29 protein-coding genes are annotated in these 26,324 nt (G+C 70.7%); 15 read left to right on the top strand and 14 right to left on the bottom strand.

What is annotated here, in order from left to right; genetic code table 11:
- The first annotated feature begins 3 nt into the window (after nucleotides 1-3).
- Nucleotides 4-399, top strand: coding sequence for a superoxide dismutase, Ni (gene sodN, locus LQ326_RS37285; protein ID WP_020130742.1), 396 nt, complete (start codon nucleotides 4-6; stop codon nucleotides 397-399).
- 768 nt (nucleotides 400-1,167) lie between these two features.
- Here the strand turns inward: sodN and LQ326_RS37275 are convergent.
- Nucleotides 1,168-1,986 carry a class I SAM-dependent methyltransferase gene (locus LQ326_RS37275; RefSeq protein WP_234543507.1) on the bottom strand — a complete coding sequence of 273 codons (819 nt, stop codon included), beginning with the start codon at nucleotides 1,984-1,986 and terminating at the stop codon, nucleotides 1,168-1,170.
- Entirely contained in the window at nucleotides 1,983-3,344 is a 1,362-nt protein-coding gene (locus LQ326_RS37270; RefSeq protein WP_234543506.1) for an NsdA family TPR-like regulatory protein, read from the bottom strand. The genes LQ326_RS37275 and LQ326_RS37270 overlap by 4 nt, the downstream gene beginning before the upstream one ends.
- A 116-nt stretch (nucleotides 3,345-3,460) precedes the next feature.
- Here LQ326_RS37270 and LQ326_RS37265 point away from each other — a divergent pair, with 116 nt between their 5' ends.
- From LQ326_RS37265 to LQ326_RS37250, 4 genes are all read left to right on the top strand, one after another.
- Nucleotides 3,461-3,934: an ATP-binding protein gene (locus LQ326_RS37265; protein ID WP_234543505.1), complete on the top strand. Its 474-nt coding sequence runs from the start codon at nucleotides 3,461-3,463 to the stop codon at nucleotides 3,932-3,934.
- Between the two features lie 466 nt (nucleotides 3,935-4,400).
- On the top strand, nucleotides 4,401-5,516 hold the full coding sequence (locus LQ326_RS37260; protein WP_234543504.1) for a hypothetical protein: 1,116 nt from the start codon (nucleotides 4,401-4,403) through the stop codon (nucleotides 5,514-5,516).
- Nucleotides 5,513-5,872 (top strand): ASCH domain-containing protein, encoded by a 360-nt coding sequence (locus LQ326_RS37255; protein ID WP_234543503.1) that lies wholly within the window; start codon nucleotides 5,513-5,515, stop codon nucleotides 5,870-5,872. Before LQ326_RS37260 ends, LQ326_RS37255 begins: the two co-directional genes overlap by 4 nt.
- Before the next feature lie 17 nt (nucleotides 5,873-5,889).
- Nucleotides 5,890-6,414, top strand: coding sequence for an NUDIX domain-containing protein (locus LQ326_RS37250; protein WP_234543502.1), 525 nt, complete (start codon nucleotides 5,890-5,892; stop codon nucleotides 6,412-6,414).
- Between the two features lie 198 nt (nucleotides 6,415-6,612).
- On the opposite strand, the gene LQ326_RS37245 is transcribed toward LQ326_RS37250, so the two are convergent.
- From LQ326_RS37245 to LQ326_RS37225, 5 genes are all read right to left on the bottom strand, one after another.
- Nucleotides 6,613-7,092 carry a GNAT family N-acetyltransferase gene (locus tag LQ326_RS37245; protein WP_234543501.1) on the bottom strand — a complete coding sequence of 160 codons (480 nt, stop codon included), beginning with the start codon at nucleotides 7,090-7,092 and terminating at the stop codon, nucleotides 6,613-6,615.
- A gap of 15 nt (nucleotides 7,093-7,107) precedes the next feature.
- Nucleotides 7,108-8,478 (bottom strand): MATE family efflux transporter, encoded by a 1,371-nt coding sequence (locus tag LQ326_RS37240; RefSeq protein WP_234543500.1) that lies wholly within the window; start codon nucleotides 8,476-8,478, stop codon nucleotides 7,108-7,110.
- Between the two features lie 152 nt (nucleotides 8,479-8,630).
- Nucleotides 8,631-9,542, bottom strand: coding sequence for a polyphosphate kinase 2 (ppk2, locus tag LQ326_RS37235; protein WP_234543499.1), 912 nt, complete (start codon nucleotides 9,540-9,542; stop codon nucleotides 8,631-8,633).
- A 43-nt stretch (nucleotides 9,543-9,585) separates the two neighbouring features.
- Nucleotides 9,586-9,816 carry a hypothetical protein gene (locus LQ326_RS37230; RefSeq protein WP_234543498.1) on the bottom strand — a complete coding sequence of 77 codons (231 nt, stop codon included), beginning with the start codon at nucleotides 9,814-9,816 and terminating at the stop codon, nucleotides 9,586-9,588.
- Nucleotides 9,817-9,829: 13 nt separating this feature from the next.
- Nucleotides 9,830-10,984: an inorganic phosphate transporter gene (locus LQ326_RS37225; RefSeq protein ID WP_234543497.1), complete on the bottom strand. Its 1,155-nt coding sequence runs from the start codon at nucleotides 10,982-10,984 to the stop codon at nucleotides 9,830-9,832.
- 154 nt (nucleotides 10,985-11,138) lie between these two features.
- Between LQ326_RS37225 and LQ326_RS37220 the strand changes: the two genes are divergently transcribed.
- The 3 genes from LQ326_RS37220 (at nucleotide 11,139) to LQ326_RS37210 (ending at nucleotide 12,737) form a co-directional block, all read left to right on the top strand.
- Entirely contained in the window at nucleotides 11,139-11,492 is a 354-nt protein-coding gene (locus LQ326_RS37220) for a helix-turn-helix transcriptional regulator (protein WP_181808045.1), read from the top strand.
- Between the two features lie 66 nt (nucleotides 11,493-11,558).
- Nucleotides 11,559-11,978 (top strand): VOC family protein, encoded by a 420-nt coding sequence (locus LQ326_RS37215; RefSeq protein WP_234543496.1) that lies wholly within the window; start codon nucleotides 11,559-11,561, stop codon nucleotides 11,976-11,978.
- An 18-nt stretch (nucleotides 11,979-11,996) separates the two neighbouring features.
- Nucleotides 11,997-12,737, top strand: a complete 741-nt coding sequence (locus LQ326_RS37210; protein ID WP_234543495.1) for a VOC family protein — start codon at nucleotides 11,997-11,999, stop codon at nucleotides 12,735-12,737.
- Between the two features lie 150 nt (nucleotides 12,738-12,887).
- On the opposite strand, the gene LQ326_RS37205 is transcribed toward LQ326_RS37210, so the two are convergent.
- The 4 genes from LQ326_RS37205 to LQ326_RS37190 form a co-directional block, all read right to left on the bottom strand.
- Nucleotides 12,888-13,220, bottom strand: coding sequence for a DUF952 domain-containing protein (locus LQ326_RS37205; protein WP_234543494.1), 333 nt, complete (start codon nucleotides 13,218-13,220; stop codon nucleotides 12,888-12,890).
- 9 nt (nucleotides 13,221-13,229) lie between these two features.
- Nucleotides 13,230-13,451 (bottom strand): hypothetical protein, encoded by a 222-nt coding sequence (locus LQ326_RS37200; RefSeq protein WP_234543493.1) that lies wholly within the window; start codon nucleotides 13,449-13,451, stop codon nucleotides 13,230-13,232.
- A 179-nt stretch (nucleotides 13,452-13,630) separates the two neighbouring features.
- Entirely contained in the window at nucleotides 13,631-14,731 is a 1,101-nt protein-coding gene (locus LQ326_RS37195; protein ID WP_234543492.1) for a family 2 encapsulin nanocompartment cargo protein polyprenyl transferase, read from the bottom strand.
- A 113-nt stretch (nucleotides 14,732-14,844) separates the two neighbouring features.
- Nucleotides 14,845-16,251, bottom strand: coding sequence for a family 2B encapsulin nanocompartment shell protein (locus tag LQ326_RS37190; RefSeq protein WP_234543491.1), 1,407 nt, complete (start codon nucleotides 16,249-16,251; stop codon nucleotides 14,845-14,847).
- A gap of 317 nt (nucleotides 16,252-16,568) precedes the next feature.
- Here LQ326_RS37190 and LQ326_RS37185 point away from each other — a divergent pair, with 317 nt between their 5' ends.
- Nucleotides 16,569-17,159, top strand: a complete 591-nt coding sequence (locus LQ326_RS37185; protein WP_234543490.1) for an N-acetylmuramoyl-L-alanine amidase — start codon at nucleotides 16,569-16,571, stop codon at nucleotides 17,157-17,159.
- Nucleotides 17,160-17,192: 33 nt separating this feature from the next.
- Nucleotides 17,193-18,074 (top strand): 1-aminocyclopropane-1-carboxylate deaminase/D-cysteine desulfhydrase, encoded by an 882-nt coding sequence (locus LQ326_RS37180; RefSeq protein ID WP_234543489.1) that lies wholly within the window; start codon nucleotides 17,193-17,195, stop codon nucleotides 18,072-18,074.
- Nucleotides 18,075-18,213: 139 nt separating this feature from the next.
- On the opposite strand, the gene LQ326_RS37175 is transcribed toward LQ326_RS37180, so the two are convergent.
- Entirely contained in the window at nucleotides 18,214-19,806 is a 1,593-nt protein-coding gene (locus LQ326_RS37175) for a Na+/H+ antiporter (protein ID WP_234543488.1), read from the bottom strand.
- Nucleotides 19,807-19,867: 61 nt separating this feature from the next.
- Here LQ326_RS37175 and LQ326_RS37170 point away from each other — a divergent pair, with 61 nt between their 5' ends.
- The 3 genes from LQ326_RS37170 (at nucleotide 19,868) to LQ326_RS37160 (ending at nucleotide 21,906) form a co-directional block, all read left to right on the top strand.
- A complete protein-coding gene (locus tag LQ326_RS37170) occupies nucleotides 19,868-20,128 on the top strand; it encodes a UBP-type zinc finger domain-containing protein (protein ID WP_181805639.1) in 261 nt (86 codons plus the stop codon).
- Nucleotides 20,129-20,401: 273 nt separating this feature from the next.
- Complete coding sequence (locus tag LQ326_RS37165) at nucleotides 20,402-20,815, top strand: ATP-binding protein (protein WP_004925829.1); 414 nt, start codon at nucleotides 20,402-20,404, stop codon at nucleotides 20,813-20,815.
- On the top strand, nucleotides 20,812-21,906 hold the full coding sequence (locus LQ326_RS37160; RefSeq protein WP_234543487.1) for an RNA polymerase sigma factor SigF: 1,095 nt from the start codon (nucleotides 20,812-20,814) through the stop codon (nucleotides 21,904-21,906). The genes LQ326_RS37165 and LQ326_RS37160 overlap by 4 nt, the downstream gene beginning before the upstream one ends.
- Nucleotides 21,907-21,926: 20 nt before the next feature.
- Here the strand turns inward: LQ326_RS37160 and LQ326_RS37155 are convergent, their stop codons facing one another.
- On the bottom strand, nucleotides 21,927-22,367 hold the full coding sequence (locus tag LQ326_RS37155) for a hypothetical protein (protein ID WP_234543486.1): 441 nt from the start codon (nucleotides 22,365-22,367) through the stop codon (nucleotides 21,927-21,929).
- A gap of 116 nt (nucleotides 22,368-22,483) precedes the next feature.
- Between LQ326_RS37155 and LQ326_RS37150 the strand changes: the two genes are divergently transcribed.
- Nucleotides 22,484-23,452, top strand: a complete 969-nt coding sequence (locus LQ326_RS37150) for a diacylglycerol/lipid kinase family protein (RefSeq protein ID WP_234543485.1) — start codon at nucleotides 22,484-22,486, stop codon at nucleotides 23,450-23,452.
- A gap of 320 nt (nucleotides 23,453-23,772) precedes the next feature.
- A complete protein-coding gene (locus LQ326_RS37145) occupies nucleotides 23,773-24,030 on the top strand; it encodes a WhiB family transcriptional regulator (RefSeq protein ID WP_010353616.1) in 258 nt (85 codons plus the stop codon).
- A 176-nt stretch (nucleotides 24,031-24,206) separates the two neighbouring features.
- On the opposite strand, the gene LQ326_RS37140 is transcribed toward LQ326_RS37145, so the two are convergent.
- The gene (locus LQ326_RS37140) at nucleotides 24,207-25,673 is read right to left on the bottom strand and encodes a sensor histidine kinase (RefSeq protein WP_234543546.1); all 1,467 of its coding nucleotides are present in this window, start codon (nucleotides 25,671-25,673) and stop codon (nucleotides 24,207-24,209) included.
- Nucleotides 25,674-26,324: the final 651 nt, after the last annotated feature.

Here is a 26,324-nt window from a genome sequence, read left to right as displayed (position 1 = left end):
TCCATGCTTTCCCGCCTGTTTGCCCCCAAGGTCAAGGTCAGCGCGCACTGCGACCTGCCCTGCGGCGTGTACGACCCGGCCCAGGCCCGCATCGAGGCGGAGTCGGTGAAGGCCGTGCAGGAGAAGATGGCCGCCAACGACGACCCGCACTTCCAGGCACGCGCCACCGTCATCAAGGAGCAGCGTGCCGAGCTCGCCAAGCACCACGTCTCGGTGCTCTGGAGCGACTACTTCAAGCCCCCGCACTTCGAGAAGTACCCGCAGCTGCACCAGTTGGTCAACGACACCCTGAAGGCCCTGTCCGCCGCCAAGGCGTCCACGGACCCGAAGACCGGTGAGAAGGCCCTGGAGCTCATCGCCGAGATCGACAAGATCTTCTGGGAGACCAAGAAGGCCTGATCTTTATTCATGCCTTCTGACCTGCGATTACCTTGGTTGCAGTGTCTCCGGTCCGCACCCGGTCCGCAGGCCGCCGAGCACGGCGTCCATGACGGATCGGGTGCGGTCTTCTGCACCCGGCCGCAGGGGCCGCAGATCCGCAGCGTGATGACGGCGGACGCGTGGCCGAGGCCGCCCGGACCTGCTTGACGCTCGGTCCGCCGGCGATGAGAGCGGCGGCGAGGCGACGCCTTCAACAACCTGGCCCTCGCACCCACCAGCCGAACTACCAAACCCGGCAAGGAAGTTCAGTTGGGGCTGCCGCCGCTCGGCGATCCGGGCCGACCACCAGGCCGCCACCGCACTTCGGAAAGCCGCCTACGCTGCATGCGATCTGAGCGGCCTCGCCATCACCCTGGCCTTCGCCGCGCTCCACTTGGCGCGGGCAGCCGCCAAGTGACACGAACAACGCAGCCGCGTGCAGCAGTCCGCAGCAGCTGAGCAGCCCTTCCGCCACCCACAGGCCGGTTACCAGGAGGCCGTCGCACCGGTCCCTGGCGGATCTCACCTGGTCGGCCTTGGCTACATCCCTCACCCGAGCCGAGACCGTCGACCACAGCCCCCGGCGCCCCTTGGCCGAAGTCGCCGCGCAACGAGCACCCGACACCGCCGGACAGCCACCCGGACACCCGGACACCCGCGCCCATCACACCCGCACCGCAGCCCACACCCATGACGGTGAGCGAACCGCCACTGGAACACAGCCGACACCGATAGCGAAGTCGGCCCTCAGCGACGACAGACGAGGATGCCGCCCAGGCACGTGACCTCGAACGCACCGTACCGGGCGATGTGATCGACGAGAATCGCGCGAGCCCGCTCGATCGTCGCCTCGAACGGCACGTCGTGCTGGTCCGCCCAGGCCCGGTAGGACGCCATGTGCGCGATGACCGGCTCGGGATCCTGGACCGAGATCGTGCCGGGCAGTTCGATCGTCTCGACGCGACCGAACTGCCCGCCCAGGAAGGCCCCGGCCTTCTCCAGAGAGAAGCGGGCGCTGAGCGAGATGCGGGCTGGGCCCCGTCCGGTGCCGAGGACGCCGCCTGCGGCCCGCTGCCACAGATCGTCGAGTTCGGCCTTGTCCTGGTCGCTGTTGGTGGAGGCGATCACCAACCCGTCACGGGCGACGACGCGGGACAGCTCCCGCACAGCCTGGGGGATATCGGGGACGTGGTAGAGCATGTGCAGCGCCAGGGCGGCGTCGACGCTCGCCGTGGCCAGCGGCAGGCGAGTGGCGTCCGCCACGGCGACGGGGCCGGGCACGCCCGCCAGGATGCCTGGAGCGATGTCCAGGCCGAGCGGAGCCAGATCGGGCCGGTCGTCGCGAAGTCGCTGGATGAACTTGCCATTGCCGCAACCGACATCGACCACACGCCCGCAAACACCTCTCAGCTGCTCGGCGACGATGCCTGGCAGGTCGTAACGGGGCGTCTGCCACTGGTAGAGCGACTGACGGGCGGCCAGATCCCGGTCACTGCTGTAGGCGCTCCCGGCCAGGCGGCTCCGGTCGGTGACAGCGGCGTCGTGTGCGGCGGACAGTTCGGTCACGTCGGCAGCTCCGGAGAGTGGGATGGGGGTACCTCCCACGCCTTCAGGGCAGTGGGGGAGGGTGAGGCCGCGAGGACGGCCGTGTGCTGGAGTCGTTCGCGCAGGTGCGCGGCTTGCGCGGCTCCACCGTACTGCGGCCCGCTCAGCTCACGGCCCAGAGCGGTGAGCCGGCGCACGATGCTGGCCGACATGCGCTCGGGCGGGGATTCTAGGACGAATCCAAGCATCGCCTCGGTGCCGTCCAGATCGCCCAGAAGCAGGTGACCACGAGCTAGATCGACGTGGGCGGCGAACAGGTCACCCACCGACTGGTCGTCGTCCTCGCCACTGCGGTAGAGCCGGATCGCGGTGTCCGCGCTGGCAATGGCCCGCTGGACGTGCTCCCGCCCGCCCAAGGCCAGGTGGCTCGTCCCGGCGTAGGCGAACTGCTTGGCGGCCGGGAAGGCGAAGAGGCCTGGCACCTCGTCGTGGCCGGGCATCGCTTCACGAGCGCGTTCGGCGTCCGCCAGCGCGGCCACAGCGCCCGCTCGCTCGCCGACTATGGCCAGTGCCCGTGCCTCCAGGCTCGCCAGCCGGGCTCCGATGGTGCCGCTGGCCCGATGGTGCCGGCCGACCTGCGCCAGCCGCGCCGCCTGCTCGTACCGCCCGGTCCAGTACGCGATCAGGGACTCCACCGCGCGCACCCAGGCCAGCATGCCCTCGTGCCCGACCGCTTCCGCGCAGGCCCGGGCTGTGCGGGTGTGGGTGGCCGCGGAGTCGTAGTCGCCCAGGTCCAGGCAGACATGTGCGGACAGCCCGCACAGCCGTGAGGCCGCGACGTACAAGTCGGTGGTCTGCCGTGGGCGCTGACGCCCGCGCAGTAACTCGAACACTCCGTCCCGCAGCCGTTTGATCTCGACATGCAGCTCCAAAAGCGGGTGGCTGACGTAGGCACGGGCAAGCCGGGCGACATCGGCCTCCGTCTGCTCGACCACGAACTCGTCGGCGTTGCGTTGCGCGACGAATCGGGCGAAGTCCGCCGACACCGCCGCGTCCGCAGAAACGACGCCCGCACCCGAGCGCGAAAGCACCACAGACAGCGCCATCGAAGCCCCTTTGGCGCTGTCTCCGCCCGGGCGGCTCTTGCTGACCGCGACAGCACGATCGAGCACTGCTGCGTCGACGCCGAACACCTGCGCCAGATGTTTACGGGTGTACGGGACGGGGATACGCGCCTCACGCACGTAACGCCCGATCTCCTTGCCGGTCTTGGCAGCACGCCCCTCCAGGGCGTTGTATTCATCGGCCACCCGCTGCTGGGTCCAGCCGCGCTCGGTACGCATCCGAACGAGCAACGCGCCGATCCCCGTGTTGCTCATCCGCTCTCCCTGAAGCACACATTTCCTGGCCCCCATAGTGGCCCCCGGGATGGCCCCCATGCTGGCTCCCGACCCGAACGAGCGACAGCGGTTGGCTGTTGGCCATGCCCAGCACAATGCCCGACGAGCCGGACACCCTCACGCCGGCCCAAGTCCTCGACGGCACCATCGAGCATGAAACGATGCTCTTCGACCGACGCCGAACCACCCCAAGCGCCGCCCGCTCCTTCGTCGCCGAGACCCTTACCCATTGGGGCCGGACTGAGCGCCTCGACGACATCCGGCTGTGCACGTCCGAGCTGACCGCCAACGCCGTCCTGCACGGAGCCCCTTCAGGCAGTCAAATCCTCGTACGCGTCGAAATGCACGCCATCGTGCTCCGCATCGAAGTGCACGACGGCGGCAACGGCAGACCTGAAAAGCGGGAAGCACGGACCACCGCCGACGACGGCCGCGGTCTTCTGCTCGTGTCCGCAGTCGCCGACCACTGGGGCGTGGAGGCGCGTCAGGGCCCCGGCAAGTGCGTCTGGGCCGTCTTCCACCAAAGCGCGGCGCCCACATGCCGATGCTCGCGAGTGCCAAGTCCCTGACCCCAGCCGCTGGCTTGATCACCTCTCTCGCCACCACCACATGGCGGGACACCACTTCAAAGGGCGCCACGCTGTGCTGCCTCCTGCTCGTGCCTCGCCCACCCGCAGTACGTACGAGACGACGGTCGTCATCGAGCAGCGCATGCGCGCCGTCGCCGACGCTCTGCGCCTCAGTCCCGCCACCGCGCCTCCGCCGGACATCGGGCCACGCCTGCGTCACATCACTCCAAGGCGGCCTTTCGTTTCGACAGCACCCCCTTACCGCAAACGCATCCCCTCAGGCCACCCCTGGACTCTGCTGCTCGGCCAGGGAACCCCGGTGGCCTCGTCCTGGACCCGGACCCGCTCTCCCGCAGCGCCACACCAGCAGCGATCGACGCCTACCTGCGCGCCACTCTGCGCCGGCACCTGCTCTGCGGCCACACCCAACCCGAATGAACCTCAACCCACCCCAGGAGGAAATCCCGTGACGACCTACCCCGTCTCACCGAACACCGTCCTCGCCAACGCCCTCCACCACGCCGAGGATGTACTGACGCCGCGCATCCTGGCCACCGCGCCGGAGCGAATCCTGCTGGTCGTCGGCACACAGATCAACGGCGCCCCGCACATCGGCACCTCCCTCGTGCAGTCCCTGGCGTTCGCCATGGCCGCCCGACTGCGCGACCGCTTCGGCATCCGCACCGAGGTCGTCTTCAGCGCTCTCGACAACGCTCCGTACGAGCTGACCACTGACCCGGTCAGCGGTCACCGCTACCAGCGCGCCTACGCCCAAGCCCTCGGCGGCGAGGCCCTGACCGACCTCGTCACAGCCCTCTACCAACCGCTGTTCGCCGCGCTGTCCCTGCGCCTGGGCATCCCGCACCGGGTCGAGACCTACAGCCGGCAGCAGGCCAGCGAACAGTTCCGTCGCACCTGGCTGCGGCTTCTGCCCCGCCTTGACGCCGCCCGCTGGTGGCTCGCCCCCTCCACCGGCACCCCACACCTGCGCGTGCCCTGCTCGAATCCCGGCTGCGGCTGGGCCGAGAAACACGCCGAACGCACCCGAGTCCATCTCACCGACCGCGAGACCGCGCACGTCACCGCCGTATGCCTCCACCACGGCCCCTACGAGGTGATCGTCACCCCAACCGGAGGTGCGTACCTCGACCTGGCAACCCTGTACCGCAACGCCGTCAAGGAAATCGCCCTGTCCAACCCCGACGGCACACTCCACGTCATGGTCAAGGGCGGCGACTGGGTCTTCGGCTCCCACCTGGTCGACGAAGCCCTCCAGGCAGTCGGGCGTACCCGTACCCAACTCCCCGCCCGCCTGTTCTGCCCGCAGGTCGTCACCGACACCGGTGCCAAGCTGTCCAAGTCGCTGATCCGCGAAGGCAGTGCGCCGCTACCTGAAGGCGCAACTGACTGGATGCTCGACACCCGTGCCTGGCCCGGCACCGTCGCGGAGTACGTAGAGCAGCTGCTGGCCATGACCGATACCTTGCTGTCCAACCCCCGACACTTCTTCCGCGCGTACTCGGCCGCCGAGATCGGCCGCATGATGACCGCACCAGCCAACAGGAGCGTTCCCGCCCCATGACCGACACCGCCGCCCGCACCCGCGAGCTCAACCTCTACCGCCAGTACTTCGACCTCGTCGCCGCGGGCACCAAGACCATCGAGGTGCGGGTGAAGTACCCGCACCTCGCCGACATTGCCGCTGGCGACACCATTCGCTTCCGTATCAAGGGCACCGATGACACCTGCGACGTGAAGGTCAAACGGGTCACGGAGTACGCCGATTTCGAGGCCCTGCTCGACGGCGAGGGACCGGCCAACGTCAATCCGACCGCCGCTCGGGAACAGCAGCTCAACAACATCCGCGCCATCTACCCGCCCGAGAAGGAAGCCCTTGGCGCTCTGGCCATCCAGATCGAACGTGCCGCTGATCATTAGGCCGAAGCTGTCCGCCAATGGGGCGGGGAAAGAACGTAACCGTGGCTAAGCCGCAGTCCGACGATCAGTCCGAATCCCTGCCGCCCGCCCTCGAATCCATGACCCTGCTGGTCGCCGCCGTCATCGTCCACGACAAGGCCACCAACCGCGTCGTCCTCCTCCAGCGCAGCCAGAACGCCAAGTTCGCCCAGGGCATGTGGGACCTCCCGGTCGGCAAGAGCGAACCCGGCGAGCCCATCACCGAAACCGCCGTGCGCGAACTGTACGAAGAGACCGGCCTGACCGTGAAACCGGAGGCCCTGAAGGTCGCCCACATCATCCACGGTGCCTGGGGCGTCGAAGCCCCCAACGGCTTCCTCACCGTCGTCTTCGCCGCCCACGAATGGACCGGCGAACCCGAAAACCGCGAGCCACGCAAACACTCCCAAGTGTGCTGGATGGATGCCGACGCCATCCCCGGAGACTTCGTGGAGGCCACCTCAAGCGCGCTCCACCGGTATCTCGCCGGAGGCCCCGAGGTCTCTCTTGACGGCTGGCGATAGAGATACCCACTGCCCACAGTGACTGAAGGGGAGATGTTGGATCTCCTCGTTCACTTCTATGCGACCGCGCCCGGCCAGCAGGTCGCCGAACACGGCGGCCGTGACGGTCCGGGTGCGGTCTTCTCGGCCCCGCGCGCCGGCGGTTCGTCCGGGTCCGGGAGCCCGGACCCCGTCGGTGACGCGGGCCGCGGCGCGGGCCTACGAGGCGGCGGCCAGTTCCTTGAGCGGGGCGCCGGTCAGGCGGCAGATGCGCCACTCGTCGAGGAACTCCGCACCGAGCGACCGGTAGAAGCCGACCGCCGGCTCGTTCCAGGCCAGCACCCACCACTCGAAGCGCTCGAAGCCGCTGCGCAGGCAGAGCGCGGCGAGGGCGGCGAGCAGGGCCCGGCCGTGGCCGCCGCCGCGGGCGTGCGGGCGTACGTAGAGGTCCTCCAGGTGCATGCCCCGGGTTCCGGTCCAGGTCGAGAAGCGCGGGAACCACAGGGCGTAGCCCACGAGTTCACCGGTGGTCTCGTCCTCGGCGACCAGCGCGTAGGCCGCGGGGTGGGCGCCGAACAGCGCCTCGCGGAGTTGTTCCTCGGTGGCCCGGGCCTGCTCCACGGCCCGTTCGTACGCGGCGAGCTCGCGGATCATGGCGCGGATCTCGGGGACGTCGTGCTCGGTGGCGGCGCGGATCATGCCACGGATCATGGGTCACAGGTCCGTTCCGTGTCCATGCCCGTCCGTCCTCATCCGCTCCCCCGGCGCCACGGCGACCAGGCCGAGACGGCCGGTGTGGCGCCGGAAGGAGACCGTCTTGGTCACGGCCTGAAGCAGGTTGGCGACGGCCAGCGCGGCCCACAGACCGGACAGTCCGGCCGCGTCGGCGACCGGTACGGACACGGCGGCCAGGATCCCGAACCACACCGCCGTCGACACCAGGCTCGGCCCGGCCCGCTTGAGCCCGACGAGCCCGAAGCCCGCGACCGCCTGCAGGGCGTCGGTGATCACCACGGCCAGGACCAGCGGCAGCAGCCGGATCACCTGGTCCGCCACGGCCGGGGTCCCGGTGAACAGGTGCAGCACCCGGTCCCGGAACAGGAGCAGTGCGGCCCCGAGGACGCCCACCGCGCACAGCGCCACCCGCATCCCGGCCCACACGCTGCCACGGATCCGTGCCGCGTCCCGGGCCCCGGCGTACCCGGCGACCAGCGGAACCGTGGCCTGCCCGACCGCCACCGCCGCGGTGAAGACCACGTTCACCAGCGCCTCGCAGACACCGTGCACGGCGGCGCTGTCCGTGCCGAGCCGCGCGGCGGCGAAGGTCAGCACCCCGAGCACCGAGAACTTCACCAGCACGGTCGCGCCGAGCGGGATCCCCACCCGGGCCAGCCGCAGGATCAGCCGCGGATCCGGCCGGCCGGGGCGGATGCTCCGGCCGGCCAGGACGGTACGGCGGCGCAGCGCCCGCTGGTTGAGAACGGCACCGACCAGGGCGGCGGCGAACACCGCCAGGCCGGCGCCGGTCAGGCCGCGGCTCGGCAGCGGCCCCGGACCGCCGACGAGCAGCACCGACAGCGTCACGGAGACCGCGGTGCCCACCAGTCCGGACCGCATCACCTGGGCGGAGTGGCCGAGGGCGACCAGCACGGACGTGGCCGACGAGCCGACCGCGATCAGCAGCACCGCGCCCGCCAGCAGCCACGGGAACCCACCGAGCGCGGCGAGGACCTCGGGCCGGACGCCGAACGCGCCGCCGAGCAGCGGCACCGCCGCGACCGCCGCCGCACACCCCCCGCCCACCGCGAACGCCAGCCACATGTCGCCGCGCACCAGCGGCAACAACTCCTCGGGGTCGTCCCGGTGCGGTGCGACGAACGGCATCACCCCGCGCAGCGCACCCGCCACCGCGGCCGTGGCCGGGCTGAAGACGGCCGCCGTGACGGCGAACGCGGCCAGGGAGACGGTGGCGTGACGGCCCAGGAGCGCCGTGTCGACGAGTGAGGCCGCCGCCGCGGCGAGCGTGGACACGTACAGCGGCAGCGCCGCCCTGGCGATGGCCGTGGCCGCGCCGCGACCGCTCACGCCCGCGTCGCGGCCCGGTCGGCTCCCCGGCCGTTCACGGGCGCACTCTCGATCACGAAGTCCATCGTTGGTGAGCCGGTCGGGCTTTTCGGGTCTGTTTTCCGCCAAGTCGGCGGGGCCCATGGGGTTGCGGAAGGGAATGACGAAGGGCTCTACCGCTCGCCGTCGTCGTCCTCACCGGCCTCCAGCAGGCCGGCCGCCGCGCCCACGATCCGGGGGTCCGGGCTGCCGACGACCTCCTCGTCCTTGTCGGCGTAGTCGAAGCGGGCCAGCACGCTGCGCATGGCCTCGACCCGGGCCCGCTTCTTGTCGTTGCTCTTCACCACGGTCCAGGGCGCGTGTTCCGTGTCCGTCTCGCGGAACATCGCGACCTTCGCGGCCGTGTAGTCGTCCCAGCGGTCCAGCGAGGCCAGGTCCATGGGGCTCAGCTTCCACTGCCGTACCGGGTCGACCTGGCGGATGGTGAAGCGGGTCCGCTGCTCGCTGCGCGAGACCGAGAACCAGAACTTCACCAGGTCCATCCCGTCGTCCACCAGCATCCGCTCGAACAGCGGGGCCTGGCGCATGAAGCGCCGGTACTGGTCGTCCGAGCAGAAGCCCATGACGCGCTCGACCCCGGCCCGGTTGTACCAGGAGCGGTCGAACATCACGATCTCACCGGCGGTCGGCAGGTGTTCGACGTAGCGCTGGAAGTACCACTGCCCGCTCTCCCGCTCCGTGGGCTTCTCCAGGGCCACCACCCGCGCGCCACGGGGGTTCAGGTGCTCCGTGAAGCGCTTGATGGTGCCGCCCTTGCCGGCCGCGTCCCGGCCCTCGAAGACGATGACGATCCGGCGTCCCGTCTCCTTGACCCAGGTCTGCAGCTTCAGCAGTTCTATCTGCTGGAGCCGCTTGTGCCACTCGTACTCCTTGCGCTCCATCCGGGACGCGTACGGGTAGTTCTCCCGCCAGGTGTCGATCGGGGATCCGTCCGGGCGGATGAGCACCGGGTCGTCGGGGTCGCTGTAGTCGACCTTCAGATGGGCCAGGCCGGCCAGGTCGGACAGCAGGTCCGGCGTCGTCATCCAGTCCTCCTCAGCAGGTCAGCGGGCCTGCGGGTCAGTGGGGTCAGTGGAACTGCGGCACGATCAGGTAGATGCCGTACGCCACCACCGCCACGCAGGCGAGGAAGCACAGCCCTGCCTGGGCGACCCCGGCGGCGCGGGTGCCGCCCTGCTCCTTGGCACCCTCGTGGCGGGCGAGCCCGAGGACACCGAGGGCGAAGACGACCACCACCGCGAACGTGACGCCGATGCTCACCGCGGTGACCTGGCCGAGCGCGGTCCAGTCGATGTTCATGGGAACTCCTCACTCAGGCGGCGGTGCCGGCGCGGGACGGGGACGTGCCGCGGACGGCGACCTCGTGGCCGTCGTTGACGTTCTTCGCGTCGATCGGGTGACGTCGCGACAGCATGACGATGCCCGCCGCGAGCGCGGCGCCGAACAGGGCGACCACGACCGTGCCGAGGTCGCCGCCATGCTTGACCGCGTACGCGGAGATGCCACCGACCAGCGCCGCGCAGGGCAGCGTGATCACCCAGGCGGCCACCATGCGGCCGGCGGTGCCCCAGCGGACCTCCGCGAGCCGCCGGCCGACACCCGCGCCGAGGATGGAACCGGAGGCGACCTGCGTGGTGGACAGCGCGAAGCCCATGTGGGCGGAGGTCAGGATGACGGCCGTGGAGGCGGTCTCCGCCGCGAAGCCCTGCGGGGACTGGATCTCGGTCAGGCCCTTGCCCATGGTGCGGATGATCCGCCAGCCGCCGATGTAGGTGCCGAGGGCGATGGCGAGACCGGCGGTGAAGATCACCCAGACCGGCGGACCGGCGTCGCCCGGGAGCGCGCCGACGGAGATCAGGGTCAGGGTGATGATGCCCATGGTCTTCTGGGCGTCGTTGGTGCCGTGCGCGAGCGAGACCAGCGATGCCGACCCGATCTGCCCGAGCCGGAAGCCCTTGGTCACGGAGTCCGCGCGGCCGCGGGCGGTGAGCCTGTAGGCGCAGTACGTGGCGACCAGCGCGGCGACGCCCGCCACCACCGGCGAGGCGAACGCCGGGATGATGATCTTCTCGACGACCTTGTCGAAGTCGACCGCGCTGGAACCCGCACCGACCCACACGGCTCCGATCAGCCCGCCGAACAGGGCGTGCGAGGAACTGGAGGGCAGCCCGACCAGCCAGGTCATCAGATTCCACAGGATCGCCCCCACGAGACCCGCGAAGATCATCGCCGGGGTCACCCTGGCGTCGTTCACGATGCCGCCGGAGATCGTCTTGGCGACCTCCGTGGAGAGGAAGGCTCCGACCAGGTTCAGTACGCCGCTGATCAGGACCGCTGTCTTCGGTTTGAGCGCGCCGGTCGCGATGGACGTGGCCATCGCGTTCGCCGTGTCGTGAAACCCGTTGGTGAAGTCAAACGCGAGTGCGGTGACGATCACGACCGCCACGAGGAACGTGATGTGGTCCATTCTTTTATGCAAACAAGCTCGGGCCAATTGCGCGAGAAGCGGAAGCGAACTCAGGTCCAAAAACAACCCCCCGCCGTGGGTGCGCTGTGCATGCCATGCTTGACGGGTGACCCCCCTGGAGGACCTGAGGCGGCTGCGCCGGGCACGCGACCGGATGGACCGCGAGTACGCCGAGCCGCTCGACATGGCCGAGCTCGCCCGTACCGCCCTCATGTCCCCCGGTCACTTCCAGCGCAGCTTCCGCAAGGCCTTCGGGGAGACGCCGTACAGCTACCTCATGACCAGGCGGGTCGAGCGGGCCAAGGCGCTGCTGCGGCGCGGCGACCTCACGGTGACGGAGGTGTGCATGTCGGTCGGCTGCACCTCGCTGGGCTCCTTCAGTTCACGGTTCACCGAGCTGGTCGGGGAGACGCCGAGCGCGTACCGGGCGCGGGACCACGAGGAGAGCACGGTGATCCCGTCGTGCGTGGCCCGCACCTTCACCCGCCCACGCCGCAGGCCGTACTGACCGCCGGCGACGGGCGTGTGAGGCCTCCTGAGGGCACGGCAGGGTGTTTCCTCCTAGCCTGACCCCATGGACGTAAAACTCGCGCAGTGTTTCATAGCCGTCGACGACCACGACAAGGCGCTGGCCTTCTACCGTGACGTTCTCGGCCTGGAGGTCCACAACGACGTGGAGTTCGAGGGGATGCGATGGGTGACCGTCGGGTCGCCGCAGCAGCCGGGCGTGGAGATCGTGCTGGAGCCGCCGGGCGCCAACCCGGACGCCTCCCCCGCCGACCGGCAGGCGATGGCCGAACTGCTCGCCAAGGGCATGCTGCGCGGGGTGATCTTCTCCACCACCGACTGCGACGCGCTGTACGAGCGGGTGCGGGAGTACGGCGGTGACGTGATCCAGGAGCCGATGGACCAGCACTGGGGGGTGCGGGACTGCGCGTTCCGGGACCCGGCCGGGAACCTGTTGCGTTTCACCGAGCGGCGGCCGGCCGAGTAGCGCACTTACGATCACCGCATGACCATCCGCTGGACGTACGCCTTCGCCGACCGCCCCGCCGCGCACCTCGCCGTCGCCCAGGCGTTCTGGACGGCCGTCACCGGCACCTTCCTCTCCGCACCCCGCGGCGAGAACGACGAGTTCGTGACGCTGCTGCCGGCCTCCGGCGTCGACGCCTGCGTCAAGCTCCAGGGCGTCTGGTCCGGCCCCGGCGGAGCCCACCTGGACCTCTGCGTCGAGGACGTGCCGGGCCTGCTGAAGCGGGCCCGGGAACTCGGCGCCGAGACGGTCGCCGAGCACGACCGCTGGGCCGTCCTGCGCTCGCCCGGCGGGCAGGTGTGGTGCGCGGCGCCCTGGCAGGGCGAGTCGGTACGGCCGCCGGTCGTGGCGGGCAGCCGGCTCGACCAGGTCAGCCTCGACATCCCGCCGTCCGCGTACGAGCCGGAGACCGCGTTCTGGGCGGAGCTGACCGGCTGGGAGCTGCTGACCGGCTCACTGCCGGAATTCCGGGTGCTCCGGCCGCCGGCCGGCCTGCCCGTGCGGATCCTGCTCCAGCGGCTGGACGACGAACAGCCGGCCGCCGCCCACCTCGACCTGGCCTGCGCGGACATCCCGGCGACCCGCGCCCGGCACGAGGAACTCGGCGCCGTGCACGTGGCCGACGGCCGCCACTGGACGGTGATGCGCGACCCGGCGGGCGGCACCTACTGCCTCACCGGCCGCGACCCGGAGACCGGCGGCCTCCCGGGCCGGGGCTGAGCGCTCCGCCGGAACAGCCGCATCGGGTCGTCAGGCGTCCGCGGCCCCGTAGCGGCCGCTCGCGCCCACCCGGTGGTGGCCACCCGTCGGGACCCGGCCCCGCGCCCCTTCGCGGCGCCGGCGGACCGTGGTGGGGTTCACCCGGCCTGTTCAGCCCCAGGGCTCCACGTCCACCACGGCCGTGACCGGTATCGGTCCGTACACGTGCGGGAACTCCTCATCGCCGGGCGTCGGCGCCTCCCACCTCACCGGGGCGCCGACCCGGGCCGGGTCCACGACCAGGACCACCAGCTCGTCCGGGCCGTCGTAGGAGCCGTACAGGAAGGCCGCGACACGCGGGAGCTGGTCACGGGTGGAGCAGTGGATGAAGCCCTCCTCCTGGAGGGTGCGGCCACGGGTGGACATCTCGTAGCCGCCCCGCGCGCGGGCCTCTTCCCACAGGGAGCGTTCGGTGATGTGCAGGATGTTCGGGAGCGCCGTCATGCGGACACGCTACGGCGTGGGCCGTCCCCCGGCTGATTCGGGCGGCGGAGACCTGGGCGGTGCCGTCTCCTGCGGGCCCTGCGGCCCAGGCCCGGGGTACGCGGCGCAGTCGGGGTTGCGGCAGGGACCCGGTCCCCAGACCGGAACCCAGGCGCCCAGCGTCTTGTGCCGCCCCACCACACGCTCGACGGGCTGTCCGCAGACCGGACAGACCTGGTCCTGGGCGTCCATGCCTCCAGCGTAGGCCGGGTCCGGCAGCCGCGCCCGCCGCCGGCCACCCGCCGGGAGGCCGCCCGGGCGGGAATCGGCGGGCCCCGCGCACCGTGGGGATGCGCGGGACCCGTCGGACCGGAGCCCCCGGTGCACCGTGCGGGGTCAGGAGCCGCACGGTCCCGGGGGCTCCGGGGTCTTCACCTGCTGCGCCGGGTCACGAACTCGGCGAGCGCGAGGAGGCCGGCGGCCGCCTCCGGGTCGGGCACGGCGCGGGCGAGCTCCTGCATCGCCCGTGCCATCCGGTCGGCCGCCTCGGCCTGCGCCCAGTCCCGGCCGCCCGCCCGCTCCACGGCCAGCGCGGTCCGCGCGATCTCGTCCGCGTCGGCCCGCACATGCGGCTTGGCGTACAGCTCGGCGAGGTCGGCGGCGGCCGGGGTACCGGAGGTGAGGGCCGCGACGACCGGCAGCGACTTCTTGCGGGCCGCCAGGTCCGCGCCGGCCGGCTTGCCGGTGCGCCGGGGGTCACCCCATATCCCGATGACGTCGTCGATCAGCTGGAAGGCCAGCCCGGCCTGGCGGCCGAAGCCGTCGAGCGCCGCCACCTCCGCCGCTCCCGCCCCCGCGTACAGCGCGCCCAGGGCGCAGGCACAGCCCAGCAGGGCCCCGGTCTTGGCCTCGGCCATGGCGAGCACCTCGTCGAGGGCGACCTCGTCGGGCGCCCGGCCCTCCAGGGCCGTGTCCGCGTGTTGTCCCGCGCACAGTTCGAGGACGCAGTCCGCGAGCCGGGCGGCGGCCGCCGCGGAGGCCGGGTGCGGGTCCTCGGCGAGCAGCCGGAGGGCCAGCGCCTGGAGGGCGTCCCCGGCGAGGATCGCGTCGGCGTCGCCGAACACGGTCCATGCGGTGGGCCGGTGCCTGCGGGAGGTGTCCCGGTCCATGACGTCGTCGTGCAGCAGTGTGAAGTTGTGCACCAGTTCCACGGCGGCCGCGGCCCGTACGGCGGCCGTGCGAGCAGCCGGACCGCCGAGCGCGTCGGCGGCGGCGAGGACCAGCGCCGGTCTGATGGCCTTGCCCGCGTCGCCGTCCGCCGGAGTGCCGTCCGCGTGTTCCCAGCCGAAGTGGTAGCGCGCTATCCGCCGCATCGATCCGGGCAACGACGCCACCGCGGTGCGCAGTTCGGGGTCGACGGACGCCCGGACCCGTTCCAGTATCACCGCCGCCTCGGACCCGTCGAGCGGCTCCGACCTCCCCGGCGGCAGCTGCGTGGCGCGCTGCTCCCGCTCCGTCACGAACTCAGCCATGGCCTCCCTCTCGCGGAGTGCGCGTACGGTGGCGTCTCCGCCACGGCTCGGCACGTACCCCGAGGGTGTACCCGCCGCGGAGGGCGGGGACACGGCGACCAGGTGCGGAAACGTCACCTCCACCGGCCGATCTCGACGTTCTCCAGCACTCCGAGGGCGTCCGGGACCAGAACGGCGGCCGAGTAGTAGGCCGTGACCAGGTAACTGATGATCGCCTGTTCGTTGATGCCCATGAAGCGGACCGAGAGGCTCGGCTCGATCTCGTCAGGGATTCCGGACTGCCGCAGTCCGATGACGCCCTGGTCGTCCTCGCCGGTACGCATGGCGATGATCGAGGTGGTCCGGGCCTCGGTGACCGGGATCTTGTTGCAGGGGTAGATCGGGACCCCGCGCCAGGTCGGGATGCGGTTGCCGCCGATCTCGACGGTCTCCGGGACCAGTCCGCGCTTGTTGAGCTCACGCCCGAAGGCGGCGATGGCGCGCGGGTGGGCGAGGAAGAGCCTGGTCCCGCGCCGACGGCTGAGCAGCTCGTCCATGTCGTCCGGGCCGGGCACGCCGTCGTGCGGCTGCAGCCGCTGGTCGTACTGGCAGTTGCTGAGCAGGCCGAACTCCCGGTTGTTGATGAGCTCGTGCTCCTGGCGCTCCTTCAACGCCTCGACGGTGAGCCGCAACTGGTGCTCGGTCTGGTTCATCGGCTGGTTGTAGAGGTCGGCCACACGGGTGTGGACGCGCAGCACGGTCTGGGCGATGCTCAGCTCGTACTCACGCGGGCGGGCCTCGTAGTCGACGAAGGTGTGCGGGATGTCCGGCTCGCCGCTGTGGCCGGCCGCGAGGGCGACCTCCTTCTCGCCGTACTTGTTGGTGCGCTGCTCGGGGATCGCGCGCAGGTGCCGAAGGTGCTCGCGCAGTGAGTCGGCGCGCTCGGCGACCTGCTCGAAGTCCTGCCGGGACAGGGTCAGCACGGTGCAGGCCGTGTCGGCGCGGGCGGTGTACTCCCAGATGGCGTCGGGGTCGATCAGGCCCTGCTCGCCGAAGTAGGCGCCGTCGGCGAGGACGCCGAGCACCGCGTCGTCGCCGTAGGGGCCGGTGCCGACCTTCTCGACGCGGCCGTGGGCCAGCAGGTGGACCTCGTCCGCGCCGTTGCCGAACGAGGCGATGACGTCGCCCGGGGCGAAGTCGCGCTGCCGGCAGCGCTGGGCCAGCTCGGCCAGCACCTCCTCGTCCTCGTAGGAACGCAGGACGGGCAGCTCGCCCAGCTCCGCGGGGATGACCTCGACGCGGCCGCCGGTCTTCAGGAAGGTGATACGGCCGTCGCCGACCGTGTAGGTGAGCCGCCGGTTCACCCGGTACGTGCCGCCCTGGACGTCGACCCAGGGCAGTGTCCGCAGCAGCCAGCGGGAGCTGATCTCCTGCATCTGCGGCGCGGACTTGGTGGTGGTGGCCAGGTTCCGCGCTGCCGCCGTGTCCAGAGACTGCTGCGGCTTGCCCTGATCCGTGCGGACCTCTTCGCCTACCGACATAAGGAAACGCCCTCCCATACCTGCGCGGACGCCGAACTGCCCGCGCATCGGTCTCGCGGACCACCTTGTCATCACGGAGAGTGTCCAGACCATTACCCGAAAGAGCGGGAATAGATCATCGCACCGCTGGGCATGCCGGCACATCACCTCATCCACCACCCCGCGGCATGCCGGTCTGTCCGGATCGACTCGCACAGGATCCGAACTAGTTCGAACCGGTATGGCCGGATAAGCGCGGCTTCTGTAGAACGTCCAGACGATCTGGAAGATCCAGGTACCGAGACAGTTCAGGCAGTTGGGATGCGAAGGAGGCGGCCATGGCCCCACCCATGTCCGCGGGTGCTTTCCTCGACGCGTTGCGGGCCGAGGGCGTCAGAGTCGTCGAGGTCGGCGACTGGCGGGAGCACAACCGGAACCACAAGGGCCCCTGGGGGCCCGTCCACGGCGTGATGATCCACCACACGGTGACCAACGGCGCCGAAGCCACGGTCCGGATCTGCCGCGACGGCCATCGGGACCTCCCCGGCCCGCTGTGCCACGGCGTCGTCACCAAGGACGGCACGGTGCACCTCGTCGGCCACGGCCGCGCCAACCACGCGGGCCCGGGCGACGACGACGTGCTGCGCGCGGTGACCGCCGAGAAGGCCCTGCCCCCGGACAACGAGGCGAACACCGACGGCAACCGGCACTTCTACGGCTTCGAGTGCGAGAACCTGGGCGACGGCCAGGACCCGTGGCCCGACGCCCAGCTGGAGGCGATCGAGAAGGTGGCCGCGGCGGTGTGCCGGCAGCACGGCTGGTCGGAGCGGTCGGTGATCGGGCACCTGGAATGGCAGCCGGGAAAGGCGGACCCGCGCGGCTTCTCGATGGCCTGGCTGCGCGAGCGCGTCAGGGACCGGCTGAAGTGAGCCCGCGCGGCCGCCCCGGGCGACAATGACGACGTGACCAGCGCCGACATACTCACCCCCCGGCTCCCCTCGCCGCTCCAGGAGGTGTCCGACGACCGTTTCGCCCGCCACGGCGTCCGTCTCCTCCTCAAGCGGGACGACCTGATCCACCCGGAGCTGATCGGCAACAAGTGGCGCAAGCTGGTCCCGAACATCGAGGCGGCGGCCGGCCGGCCGGTCCTCACCTTCGGCGGCGCGTACTCCAACCACCTGCGCGCGACGGCCGCCGCGGGCCGTCTCCTCGGCTTCCCGACGATCGGGGTGGTGCGGGGCGAGGAGCTGGGCGGCCGGCCGCCGAATCCCTCGCTCACGCGGTGCGCGGCCGACGGGATGCGGCTGCACTTCATCGACAGGTCGACATATCGGCGCAAGGCCGAGCCCGAGGTGCTGGCCGGCCTGCTGCGGGCGGCGGGGGCCGAGGGCGCGTACGTGGTGCCGGAGGGCGGCACCAACGCGGCCGCGGTGCGCGGCTGCCGGGCCCTCGGTGCGGAGCTGCGCGGGCGGGCCGACGTGGTGGCGACCGCCTGCGGGACCGGAGGCACACTGGCCGGCCTGGCGGCCGGACTGGGCGCGGAGCAGCGGGCGTTGGGGGTGCCGGTGCTGAGGGGCGGGTTCCTGGCGGGGGAGATCCTGCGGCTGCAGGAGGAGGCGTTCGGGGGACGGCGCGGGCGGTGGTCGCTCGACGAGCGGTTCCATTTCGGCGGGTACGGGCGTACGACACCGGAACTCGACGCCTTCGCCGAGGACTTCGGGGAGCGGCACGGGGTGCGGGTGGAGCGGCTGTATGTCGCCAAGTTGCTGTACGGACTCGTCGAGCTGGCGCGGGAGGGCGGTCTGGGCCGGGACGTGACCGTGGCGGCGGTGCTGACGGCCTGACCGGCGTGCGGGAGCCCCGCGCGGTCAGGGCCGGATCTCGGGCCGGCCGGCCCCGCGGCGCGGCCGACGCACCAGGGGTGCCGGGACGGCCGCGGGCAGGCGCGGCACCGCGGGACAGCCGCACCGGCCGTGCGCCGGCTCACCCGGCCTCCCGGTACGCGGCCGCCTCCTCCAGGTCCAGCCGGCGCAGCAGGGTCCGCAGCATCTCGTCGTCGATGTAGCGGTGGTCGCGGAGCCGGACGAAGACCGCGCGTTCGGCGCTGATCATCTCGCGGGAGAGGCGGCGGTAGGTGTCGTCGACGGACTCGCCGGTGATCGGGTTGGTCTGGCCGAGGCGTTCCCAGACGGCGTTGCGGCGGCGCTCCAGGACCATGCGCAGGCGGTCGGCGAGCGGGGGCGGCAGTTCGTTGCGGTCGTCCGAGAGGAGTTCGTCGAGGCGGGCCTCGGCCGCGCGCGAGGCCTGGGCCTGGGCGTTCGCCTCGGCCAGGGTCTCCGCCTGCGGGTCGCGGCCGGGGAATCTCAGCCGGCGGATCAGCGGGGGCAGGGTCAGGCCCTGCACGACCAGCGTGCCGATGACGGTGGTGAAGGTCAGGAACAGGACCAGGTTGCGGTGCGGGAAGGGGGCGCCGTGCACGGTGACCGGGATCGAGAAGGCGATGGCCAGGGAGACCACCCCGCGCATCCCGGCCCAGGAGGTCACCATCGCGCCTCTCCAGGTCGGGTTCGCCTCCCGTCCGCGGATCCGCGCGGAGAGTATCCGGGGCAGGAAGGCCGCCGGGTAGACCCAGGCGAAACGGGCCGCGACGACCACCAGGAAGAGGGCGACGGCGTACCAGGCGGCCGCCACGCCCTCGTACTGGCCGAGCCCCCTGAGGACGATCGGCAGCTGCAGGCCGATCAGGGCGAAGACCGCCGACTCCAGGATGAAGGCGACCATCTTCCACACCGCTTCCTCCTGGAGCCGGGTGGCGAAGTCGACCTCCCACGCACGGTGGCCGAGGTAGAGGGCGACGACCACGACGGCGAGGACGCCGGAGGCGTGGAACTGCTCGGCGACGCCGTAGGCGACGAAGGGGATCAGCAGGGACAGGGTGTTCTGGAGCAGCGGTTCCTTCAGATGGGTGCGCAGCCCGTGCAGGGGCGCCATCAGGATCAGGCCGACGCCCACCCCGCCGACCGCCGCGAGCAGGAACTCCTCGACGCCGCCGGCCCAGGTGGCGCCCGCGCCGACGGCCGCCGCGAGGGCGACCTTGTAGGCGGTGATCGCGGTGGCGTCGTTCAGCAGCGACTCGCCCTGCAGGATCGTCGTGATCCGGGACGGCAGCCCGACCCGGCGCGCGACCGCCGTCGCCGCCACCGCGTCCGGCGGGGCCACCACCGCGCCCAGCACGACGGCGGACGTCAGCGGCATGCCCGGGACCAGCAGGTAGACCGCCCAGCCGACCACGAAGGTCGCGAAGAGCACGTAGCCGACCGAGAGCAGCGCGACCGGCCGCAGCTGGGCCCGCAGGTCCAGGTAGGAGCTGTCGGACGCCGAGGTGTAGAGGAGCGGGGGCAGCAGCAGCGGCAGGACCACCTCGGGGTCGAGGGTGTAGTCGGGGATGCCGGGCACGTACGACACCACCAGCCCGACCGCTACCAGCAGCAGGGGCGCCGGCACCGGAGTACGCCGGGCCGCGCCGGCGATCGCGGCACTCCCCGCCACCAGCAACAGCAGTGGCATCACGTCCATCGTCCTCGCCCGCCCTCATTTTTCGCGCGGCCACCCGCACACCCGACGTAATCTGGCAATCATGAAACAGTGCACGCACCGCGACGCGCTGCCGCTCCCGGAACCCGAGCCGTTGAACGAGACCTGCCCGGAATGTCTCGCCAAGGGCTGGCACCCGGTACAGCTGCGGCTCTGTCTGACCTGTGGCCACGTGGCCTGCTGCGATTCGTCGCCGGGAAGACACGCGACAGGCCACCACGAGACGTCGGGTCACCCGGTGATGCGGACGTTCGAACCCGGCGAGGACTGGCGCTGGTGCTTCGTCGACCACGTCCTCGTGTGACACTGCACTACGGATGCCGAAGACGACGGCACCGACGGTTCGACGGTTCGACGCCGGGGTACGTCAATCCGGCGCGCGCTCTTCCCAATTGGGCAAGGCAGACCTCTAGACACGGAGCGTATTCACAGGTTTACTGTGAGTGACGCCAGGGGGTTGGGGTCCCGGGGACAGAAAAGTTCGGAGCGCGGTAGCGTCACCGCTGAACCACGTAGTGCGTTACCCCCGGGGGGCGACCCTCGGCCCCGAAAAGCTTGTACCACCATGGAGGTGAGGGTGTCCCAGATCGCAGGCGAGCCCGCGACCCAGGACTTCGTGGAAGTCCGGCTGCCGGCTGCGGGTGCCTACCTGTCGGTGCTGCGCACGGCCACGGCCGGTCTCGCCGCCCGCTTGGACTTCACCCTGGACGAGATCGAGGATCTGCGCATCGCGGTCGACGAGGCCTGCGCGATCCTGCTCCAGCAGGCCGTTCCCGGCTCGGTGCTCAGCTGTGTCTTCCGCCTCGTCGACGACTCGCTGGAGGTCACGGTCTCCGCCCCGACCACGGACGGGCACGCCCCGTCGCGCGACACTTTCGCCTGGACCGTGCTGTCGGCCCTGGCCGGCAAGGTCTCGTCGGCCGTCGACGAGGACAAGACCGTGTCGATCAGCCTCTACAAACAGCGCGGCGCGGGACCCGGGCCGGCGTGAGGAACGGGGACGGGCCGGTGCGGGACGAAGAGCGCGGCACACGGGAGCTGCCGGCCGGGGGCGAAGGCCCCGGGGCCGGCCCCTGCCGCATGGCTGACGGCATCGACGGCATCCCGGAACAGGCCAGGCCGCACCCGGAGGACCCCTCCGCGCCGGCCGGTCTGGAGGGTGCCGCGCAGAGCGCGCCCCCGGAAGGGCGGAACGGGGTCACGGCCCCGCACCGAGCCGGGGCGCAGGCTCGCGGAAGGGCGACGGGCGGGACGATGAGCGAGCACGAGCGATACGCCGAGGACGAGGCGCTGGCCGCGGAGGTAGTGCAGGCGACCCGGCACGCACCTCAGGACCGCAGCGGCGCACGCGCCCTGTTCATCGAGCTGCGCGGGCTGAAGGAGGGCAGCGCCGAGTACGCGGAGCTGCGCAACCGGCTGGTCCGGATGCATCTGCCGCTCGTGGAGCACCTCGCCCGCCGGTTCCGCAACCGCGGCGAGCCGCTGGACGACCTCACCCAGGTCGCCACCATCGGCCTGATCAAGTCGGTCGACCGGTTCGACCCCGACCGGGGCGTGGAGTTCTCCACGTACGCCACCCCGACCGTGGTCGGTGAGATCAAGCGGCACTTCCGCGACAAGGGCTGGGCGGTCCGCGTCCCGCGCCGCCTCCAGGAGCTGCGCCTCGCACTCACCACCGCCACCGCGGAGCTCTCCCAGCAGCACGGCCGCTCCCCCACGGTCCACGAGCTGGCCGAGAAGCTCGCCATCTCGGAGGAGGAGGTCCTGGAGGGCCTGGAGTCGGCCAACGCGTACTCCACGCTGTCCCTGGACGTCCCCGACACCGACGACGAGTCCCCGGCGGTCGCCGACACCCTCGGCGCGGAGGACGAGGCCCTGGAGGGCGTGGAATACCGCGAGTCCCTCAAGCCCCTCCTCGAAGACCTCCCGCCCCGGGAGAAGCGGATCCTTCTCCTGCGCTTCTTCGGCAACATGACGCAGTCCCAGATCGCCCAGGAGGTCGGCATCAGCCAGATGCACGTCTCCCGGCTGCTGGCGAGGACCCTGGCCCAGCTGCGCGAGAAGCTGCTGGTGGAGGAGTAGGCGGGCGGCCCACCCGCAGATCAGCTACTACGCCCGGGCCCCTTGATCCCAAGGGCCTGGGTGGTAGCGGAGTTCACCAGCAGCACCAGCGAAGCCACGGCGACCACGGCCAGCACGATCCCCACCGGAATCGCCATGCTGTCGGCCTGCAGCAGGTTGTACGCCACCGGCAACGCCATGATCTGCGTGATCACCGCCGGTCCCCGGCTCCAGCTCCTCCGCAGCAGCAGCCCCCGCGCGGCCAGCAGCGGCAGCAGCGCCAGCACGATCACGGTGACACCCCCCGTGACCGCCTGCCCCCGGTCGTCCGGATCCCCGGTCAGCCCGAGCACCAGCATCCACACCCCGCCGGCCACCAGCGCGAGCCCTTCCAGCCCGGCCAGCGCAGCGGCGTACGTCAGCCGCCGCGGACGGGGGCCTTCGGTTCCGTCGGCCTTCACAGCCGTAGACGCATCGCTCACCCCAGCAGGGTAGCCCTCGGCCGGCAGCCGTAAGTGTTCAGGCTCACGCCCCTGTCTCTTACCGGATCCCTAACTCGGTCTGGGCCCGGTACTTTCCAGTAGGTACGCTGCAATCCATGCGTGCACTTCTCGTGGTCAATCCGGCGGCAACCACCACAAGCGCACGTAGGCGCGACGTCCTCATCCACGCGCTCGCGAGCGAAGTGAAACTGGAGGCGGTCACCACCGAGTACCGCGGCCACGCCCGCGACCTGGCGCGGCTCGCGGCGGAGAGCGACGACATCGACCTCGTCGTGGCGCTCGGCGGCGACGGCACGGTCAACGAGGTCGTCAACGGCCTCCTCCACAACGGTCCCGACCCGGACCGGCTGCCCGGTCTCGCCGTGGTCCCCGGCGGCTCCACCAACGTCTTCGCCCGCGCCCTCGGCCTGCCCAACGACCCGGTCGAGGCCACCGGCGAACTGCTGGACGCACTGCGCGAGCAGCGCGAGCGCCTCGTCGGCCTCGGTCTGACCGCCGGCACGCCCGGCACCGAGGACGAAGCGGTCCCGGCCCGCTGGTTCACCTTCAACGCGGGGCTCGGCTTCGACGCCGGCGTGGTGGGCCGGGTCGAGCAGCAGCGCGAGCGCGGTAAGAAATCCACACACGCGCTGTACGTTCGCCAGGTGGTCCGGCAGTTCCTCGGCGAACAGCACCGCCGGCACGGCCCTATCACGCTTGAGCGGCCCGGTGCCGACCCGATCGACGATCTCGTCGTGGCGATAGTCTCGAACACCTCGCCCTGGACGTATCTCGGCAATCGCCCGATGTACACGTCACCTAAGGCCTCGTTCGATAAAGGCATCGATGTGCTCGGTCTCAGCCGCCTGTCGACCGCCGCGGTTGCCCGGTATGGCACGCAGTTGCTCACTTCGTCCCCCGAGCGCGGACCCCACGGCAGGCACGCGGTGTCGCTGCACGACCTGGACCAGTTCACCTTGCATTCGAAGGTCCCCCTCCCCCTTCAGATGGACGGCGACCACCTGGGACTGCGAACGAGCGTGACGTTCACAGGCGTACGCAGTGCACTGCGTGTGATTGTGTGAGTGGAAGGGCCTAAAGTCCTTTCACTCGAACGTTTAGGCCAGGATCCACCCCATGGAAGTACGGCTGTGACCCAGTCGACACCGAGGAATCAAAAAAAACTTTCCGGAAGGGGTTGTATCCGCCGCTGAGGTTTGCGAGGCTCTACGTGGCGATCGGGACGGCCCGCAAGACCGGCCTCCACTGATCACCGGAATCCCCCTTCAACTCACAGGACCCCTGCCAGGGAACCTGGCGGTCGGCCCTTCACTTGTTGAGGGATTCGTGAAAGCGTTCACATTCACAAGCAACGTGCATGTAATACCAAGGAGAGGTAGCAGCCATGGACTGGCGTCACAACGCCGTTTGCCGCGAGGAAGACCCCGAGCTCTTCTTCCCCATCGGCAACACCGGTCCTGCGCTGCTGCAGATCGAGGAAGCCAAGGCCGTCTGCCGTCGCTGCCCCGTTATGGATCAGTGTCTGCAGTGGGCGCTTGAGTCCGGTCAGGACTCCGGCGTCTGGGGTGGTCTCAGCGAGGACGAGCGTCGCGCGATGAAGCGCCGTGCCGCCCGCAACCGGGCCCGTCAGGCCACCGCCTGACAGTCCCACCCCTGTGACAGCCTGAGCTTGGCGGCGCGTACAGCGAGTACGCATCTCCCGCCCCCGAGCCGCAGCGCGCAGTACCCCCGATGCGCTTAGAAACAGCAGCAACGAGCGAGCAGCCCCGGACCCACCAGGTCCGGGGCTCTTTGCTGTCTCCAGCGCCCCGACGCGTGTCACTTCTGCGGCCGCACCGGCACGTCGAGGATCACCCGGGTCCCCCGCTCCGGTGCCGGCACCATGTCGAACGTGCCGCCCAACTCGCCCTCCACCAGGGTCCGTACGATCTGCAGGCCGAGGTTTCCGGAGCGCTGCGGATCGAAGCCCTCGGGCAGGCCGACGCCGTCGTCCTGGACGGTGACGAGCAGCCGGGCCTCCTTGGTGGTGCCGCCGCGGACCGCCGTGACCTCGACGGTGCCGGTGTCGCCCTCGCGGAAGCCGTGTTCGAGGGCGTTCTGCAGGATCTCGGTGAGAACCATGGACAGCGGGGTGGCGACCTCGGCGTCCAGTATTCCGAAGCGGCCGGTGCGCCGGCCGGTGACCTTGCCGGGCGAGATCTCGGCGACCATGGCGAGCACCCGGTCCGCGATCTCGTCGAACTCCACGCGCTCGTCCAGGTTCTGGGAGAGCGTCTCATGCACGATGGCGATGGAGCCGACCCGCCGTACCGCCTCCTCCAGGGCCTCCCGGCCGCGCTCGGACTCGATGCGCCGGGCCTGCAGCCGCAGCAGCGCTGCGACCGTCTGGAGATTGTTCTTCACCCGGTGGTGGATCTCCCGGATGGTCGCGTCCTTGGTGATCAACTCACGCTCGCGGCGTCGCAGTTCGGTGACGTCCCGGAGCAGCACCAGGGAACCGATGCGGGTCCCCTTGGGCTTGAGCGGGATGGCCCGGAACTGGATGACGCCGTCCTCCGACTCGATCTCGAACTCGCGCGGCGCCCAGCCGCTGGCGAGTTTGGCGAGCGCCTCGTCCACCGGCCCCATTGTCGGGGCGAGTTCGGCGGTGGTCTGGCCGAGGTGGTGGCCGAGGAGGTCGGTGGCGAGGCCGAGGCGGTGGTAGGCGGAGAGGGCGTTCGGGGAGGCGTACTGGACGATGCCGTCGCCGTCCACCCGGATCAGGCCGTCGCCGACCCGCGGCGAGGCGTCCATGTCGACCTGCTGGTTCGGGAAGGGAAACGATCCGGCAGCGATCATCTGCGCGAGGTCGGAGGCGCTCTGCAGGTAGGTGAGCTCAAGGCGACTCGGAGTGCGCACGGTCAGCAGGTTGGTGTTGCGGGCGATGACTCCGAGGACCCGGCCCTCGCGCCGCACCGGGATGGACTCGACCCGTACGGGGACCTCTTCGCGCCACTCCGGGTCGCCCTCGCGGACGATGCGGCCCTCGTCCAGGGCGATGTCCAGCATGGGCCGGCGGCCGCGCGGCACCAGGTGGCCGACCATGTCGTCCTGGTAGGAGGTGGGGCCGGTGTTGGGGCGCATCTGCGCCACCGAGACGTACCGGGTGCCGTCCCGGGTGGGGACCCACAGGACCAGGTCGGCGAAGGAGAGGTCGGAGAGCAGCTGCCACTCCGAGACCAGCAGATGGAGCCACTCCAGGTCGGAGTCGTCGAGGGCGGTGTGCTGGCGGACCAGTTCGTTCATGGAGGGCACATCTGTGAGCGTACCTGGCGGTATGTGGATGGCCGAAAAACAGCGGGCCGGGAAGCGGTCCGGGGAAGAACGCCGGGCCCGGAAACACCCGCGGGCCGCGGCGCCTGAGAGGGACCCTCAACCCTCCCGGCACCGCAGCCCGGAGCAGCAACGGCCGTGGGGTGTGCGGTCCCGGTCGGCCGAAGGTGAGGAGCCGGGGCAGTCAGGGCAGAGAGCTCCGGTTCCTCGGTCCGCCTTCCTGTGCGGGGAAGGCGGAAGAGTGTGACTGTGCGGTACGACGGGTGTCGTACTCATTCAGCACTCGCACGCAATTCTGGACTAGACCACGGTGTGTGTCTATGCGTTGGAGACTGTTCACAGTTGATCCGATCGCAGAGTAGCCCGCCGGGGGCGGCCGTGGGGCCGGATGTCCTGGGCAATTTTCCGCGACGCGGCGAGGGTGCCGCGAGGGGCGGGGCAGTTTTCCGCAATTCACCCCATCTGATGCATTCACGTAACCTCGCGCCTGCCCCCTTTCGCTGCGCCCGACCTGCGGGAACAGGGGTCGGTTCTGTTAGATTGATCCCGTCAGATTGGTCTAAACCACGTAGACTTTCCCGATCCTCCAGCCCTCTTGAGAACGGCAGGCCCAGCGTGGAAGTT

The organism is Streptomyces shenzhenensis (assembly GCF_021462265.1).
GTDB classification, from domain to species: domain Bacteria; phylum Actinomycetota; class Actinomycetes; order Streptomycetales; family Streptomycetaceae; genus Streptomyces; species Streptomyces shenzhenensis.
Note: the sequence above shows the minus strand (reverse complement) of the source record. Positions and strands in the feature narration are given on the sequence as shown.

Coding starts and splice junctions, on each gene's coding strand:
- LQ326_RS37185 (WP_234543490.1), top strand. CDS start 16,569: ATGGCCCCACCCATGTCCGCGGGTGCTTTCCTCGACGCGTTGCGGGCC.
- LQ326_RS37205 (WP_234543494.1), bottom strand. CDS start 13,220: ATGACGGCGCTCCCGAACATCCTGCACATCACCGAACGCTCCCTGTGG.
- LQ326_RS37230 (WP_234543498.1), bottom strand. CDS start 9,816: ATGAACATCGACTGGACCGCGCTCGGCCAGGTCACCGCGGTGAGCATC.
- LQ326_RS37195 (WP_234543492.1), bottom strand. CDS start 14,731: ATGGCTGAGTTCGTGACGGAGCGGGAGCAGCGCGCCACGCAGCTGCCG.
- LQ326_RS37175 (WP_234543488.1), bottom strand. CDS start 19,806: ATGGACGTGATGCCACTGCTGTTGCTGGTGGCGGGGAGTGCCGCGATC.
- LQ326_RS37140 (WP_234543546.1), bottom strand. CDS start 25,673: ATGAACGAACTGGTCCGCCAGCACACCGCCCTCGACGACTCCGACCTG.
- LQ326_RS37190 (WP_234543491.1), bottom strand. CDS start 16,251: ATGTCGGTAGGCGAAGAGGTCCGCACGGATCAGGGCAAGCCGCAGCAG.
- LQ326_RS37170 (WP_181805639.1), top strand. CDS start 19,868: ATGAAACAGTGCACGCACCGCGACGCGCTGCCGCTCCCGGAACCCGAG.
- LQ326_RS37265 (WP_234543505.1), top strand. CDS start 3,461: ATGCCCGACGAGCCGGACACCCTCACGCCGGCCCAAGTCCTCGACGGC.
- LQ326_RS37210 (WP_234543495.1), top strand. CDS start 11,997: ATGACCATCCGCTGGACGTACGCCTTCGCCGACCGCCCCGCCGCGCAC.
- LQ326_RS37245 (WP_234543501.1), bottom strand. CDS start 7,092: ATGATCCGCGCCGCCACCGAGCACGACGTCCCCGAGATCCGCGCCATG.
- LQ326_RS37255 (WP_234543503.1), top strand. CDS start 5,513: ATGACCGACACCGCCGCCCGCACCCGCGAGCTCAACCTCTACCGCCAG.
- LQ326_RS37225 (WP_234543497.1), bottom strand. CDS start 10,984: ATGGACCACATCACGTTCCTCGTGGCGGTCGTGATCGTCACCGCACTC.
- LQ326_RS37270 (WP_234543506.1), bottom strand. CDS start 3,344: ATGAGCAACACGGGGATCGGCGCGTTGCTCGTTCGGATGCGTACCGAG.
- LQ326_RS37150 (WP_234543485.1), top strand. CDS start 22,484: ATGCGTGCACTTCTCGTGGTCAATCCGGCGGCAACCACCACAAGCGCA.
- sodN (WP_020130742.1), top strand. CDS start 4: ATGCTTTCCCGCCTGTTTGCCCCCAAGGTCAAGGTCAGCGCGCACTGC.
- LQ326_RS37215 (WP_234543496.1), top strand. CDS start 11,559: ATGGACGTAAAACTCGCGCAGTGTTTCATAGCCGTCGACGACCACGAC.
- LQ326_RS37200 (WP_234543493.1), bottom strand. CDS start 13,451: ATGGACGCCCAGGACCAGGTCTGTCCGGTCTGCGGACAGCCCGTCGAG.
- LQ326_RS37145 (WP_010353616.1), top strand. CDS start 23,773: ATGGACTGGCGTCACAACGCCGTTTGCCGCGAGGAAGACCCCGAGCTC.
- ppk2 (WP_234543499.1), bottom strand. CDS start 9,542: ATGACGACGCCGGACCTGCTGTCCGACCTGGCCGGCCTGGCCCATCTG.
- LQ326_RS37250 (WP_234543502.1), top strand. CDS start 5,890: ATGGGGCGGGGAAAGAACGTAACCGTGGCTAAGCCGCAGTCCGACGAT.
- LQ326_RS37220 (WP_181808045.1), top strand. CDS start 11,139: ATGGACCGCGAGTACGCCGAGCCGCTCGACATGGCCGAGCTCGCCCGT.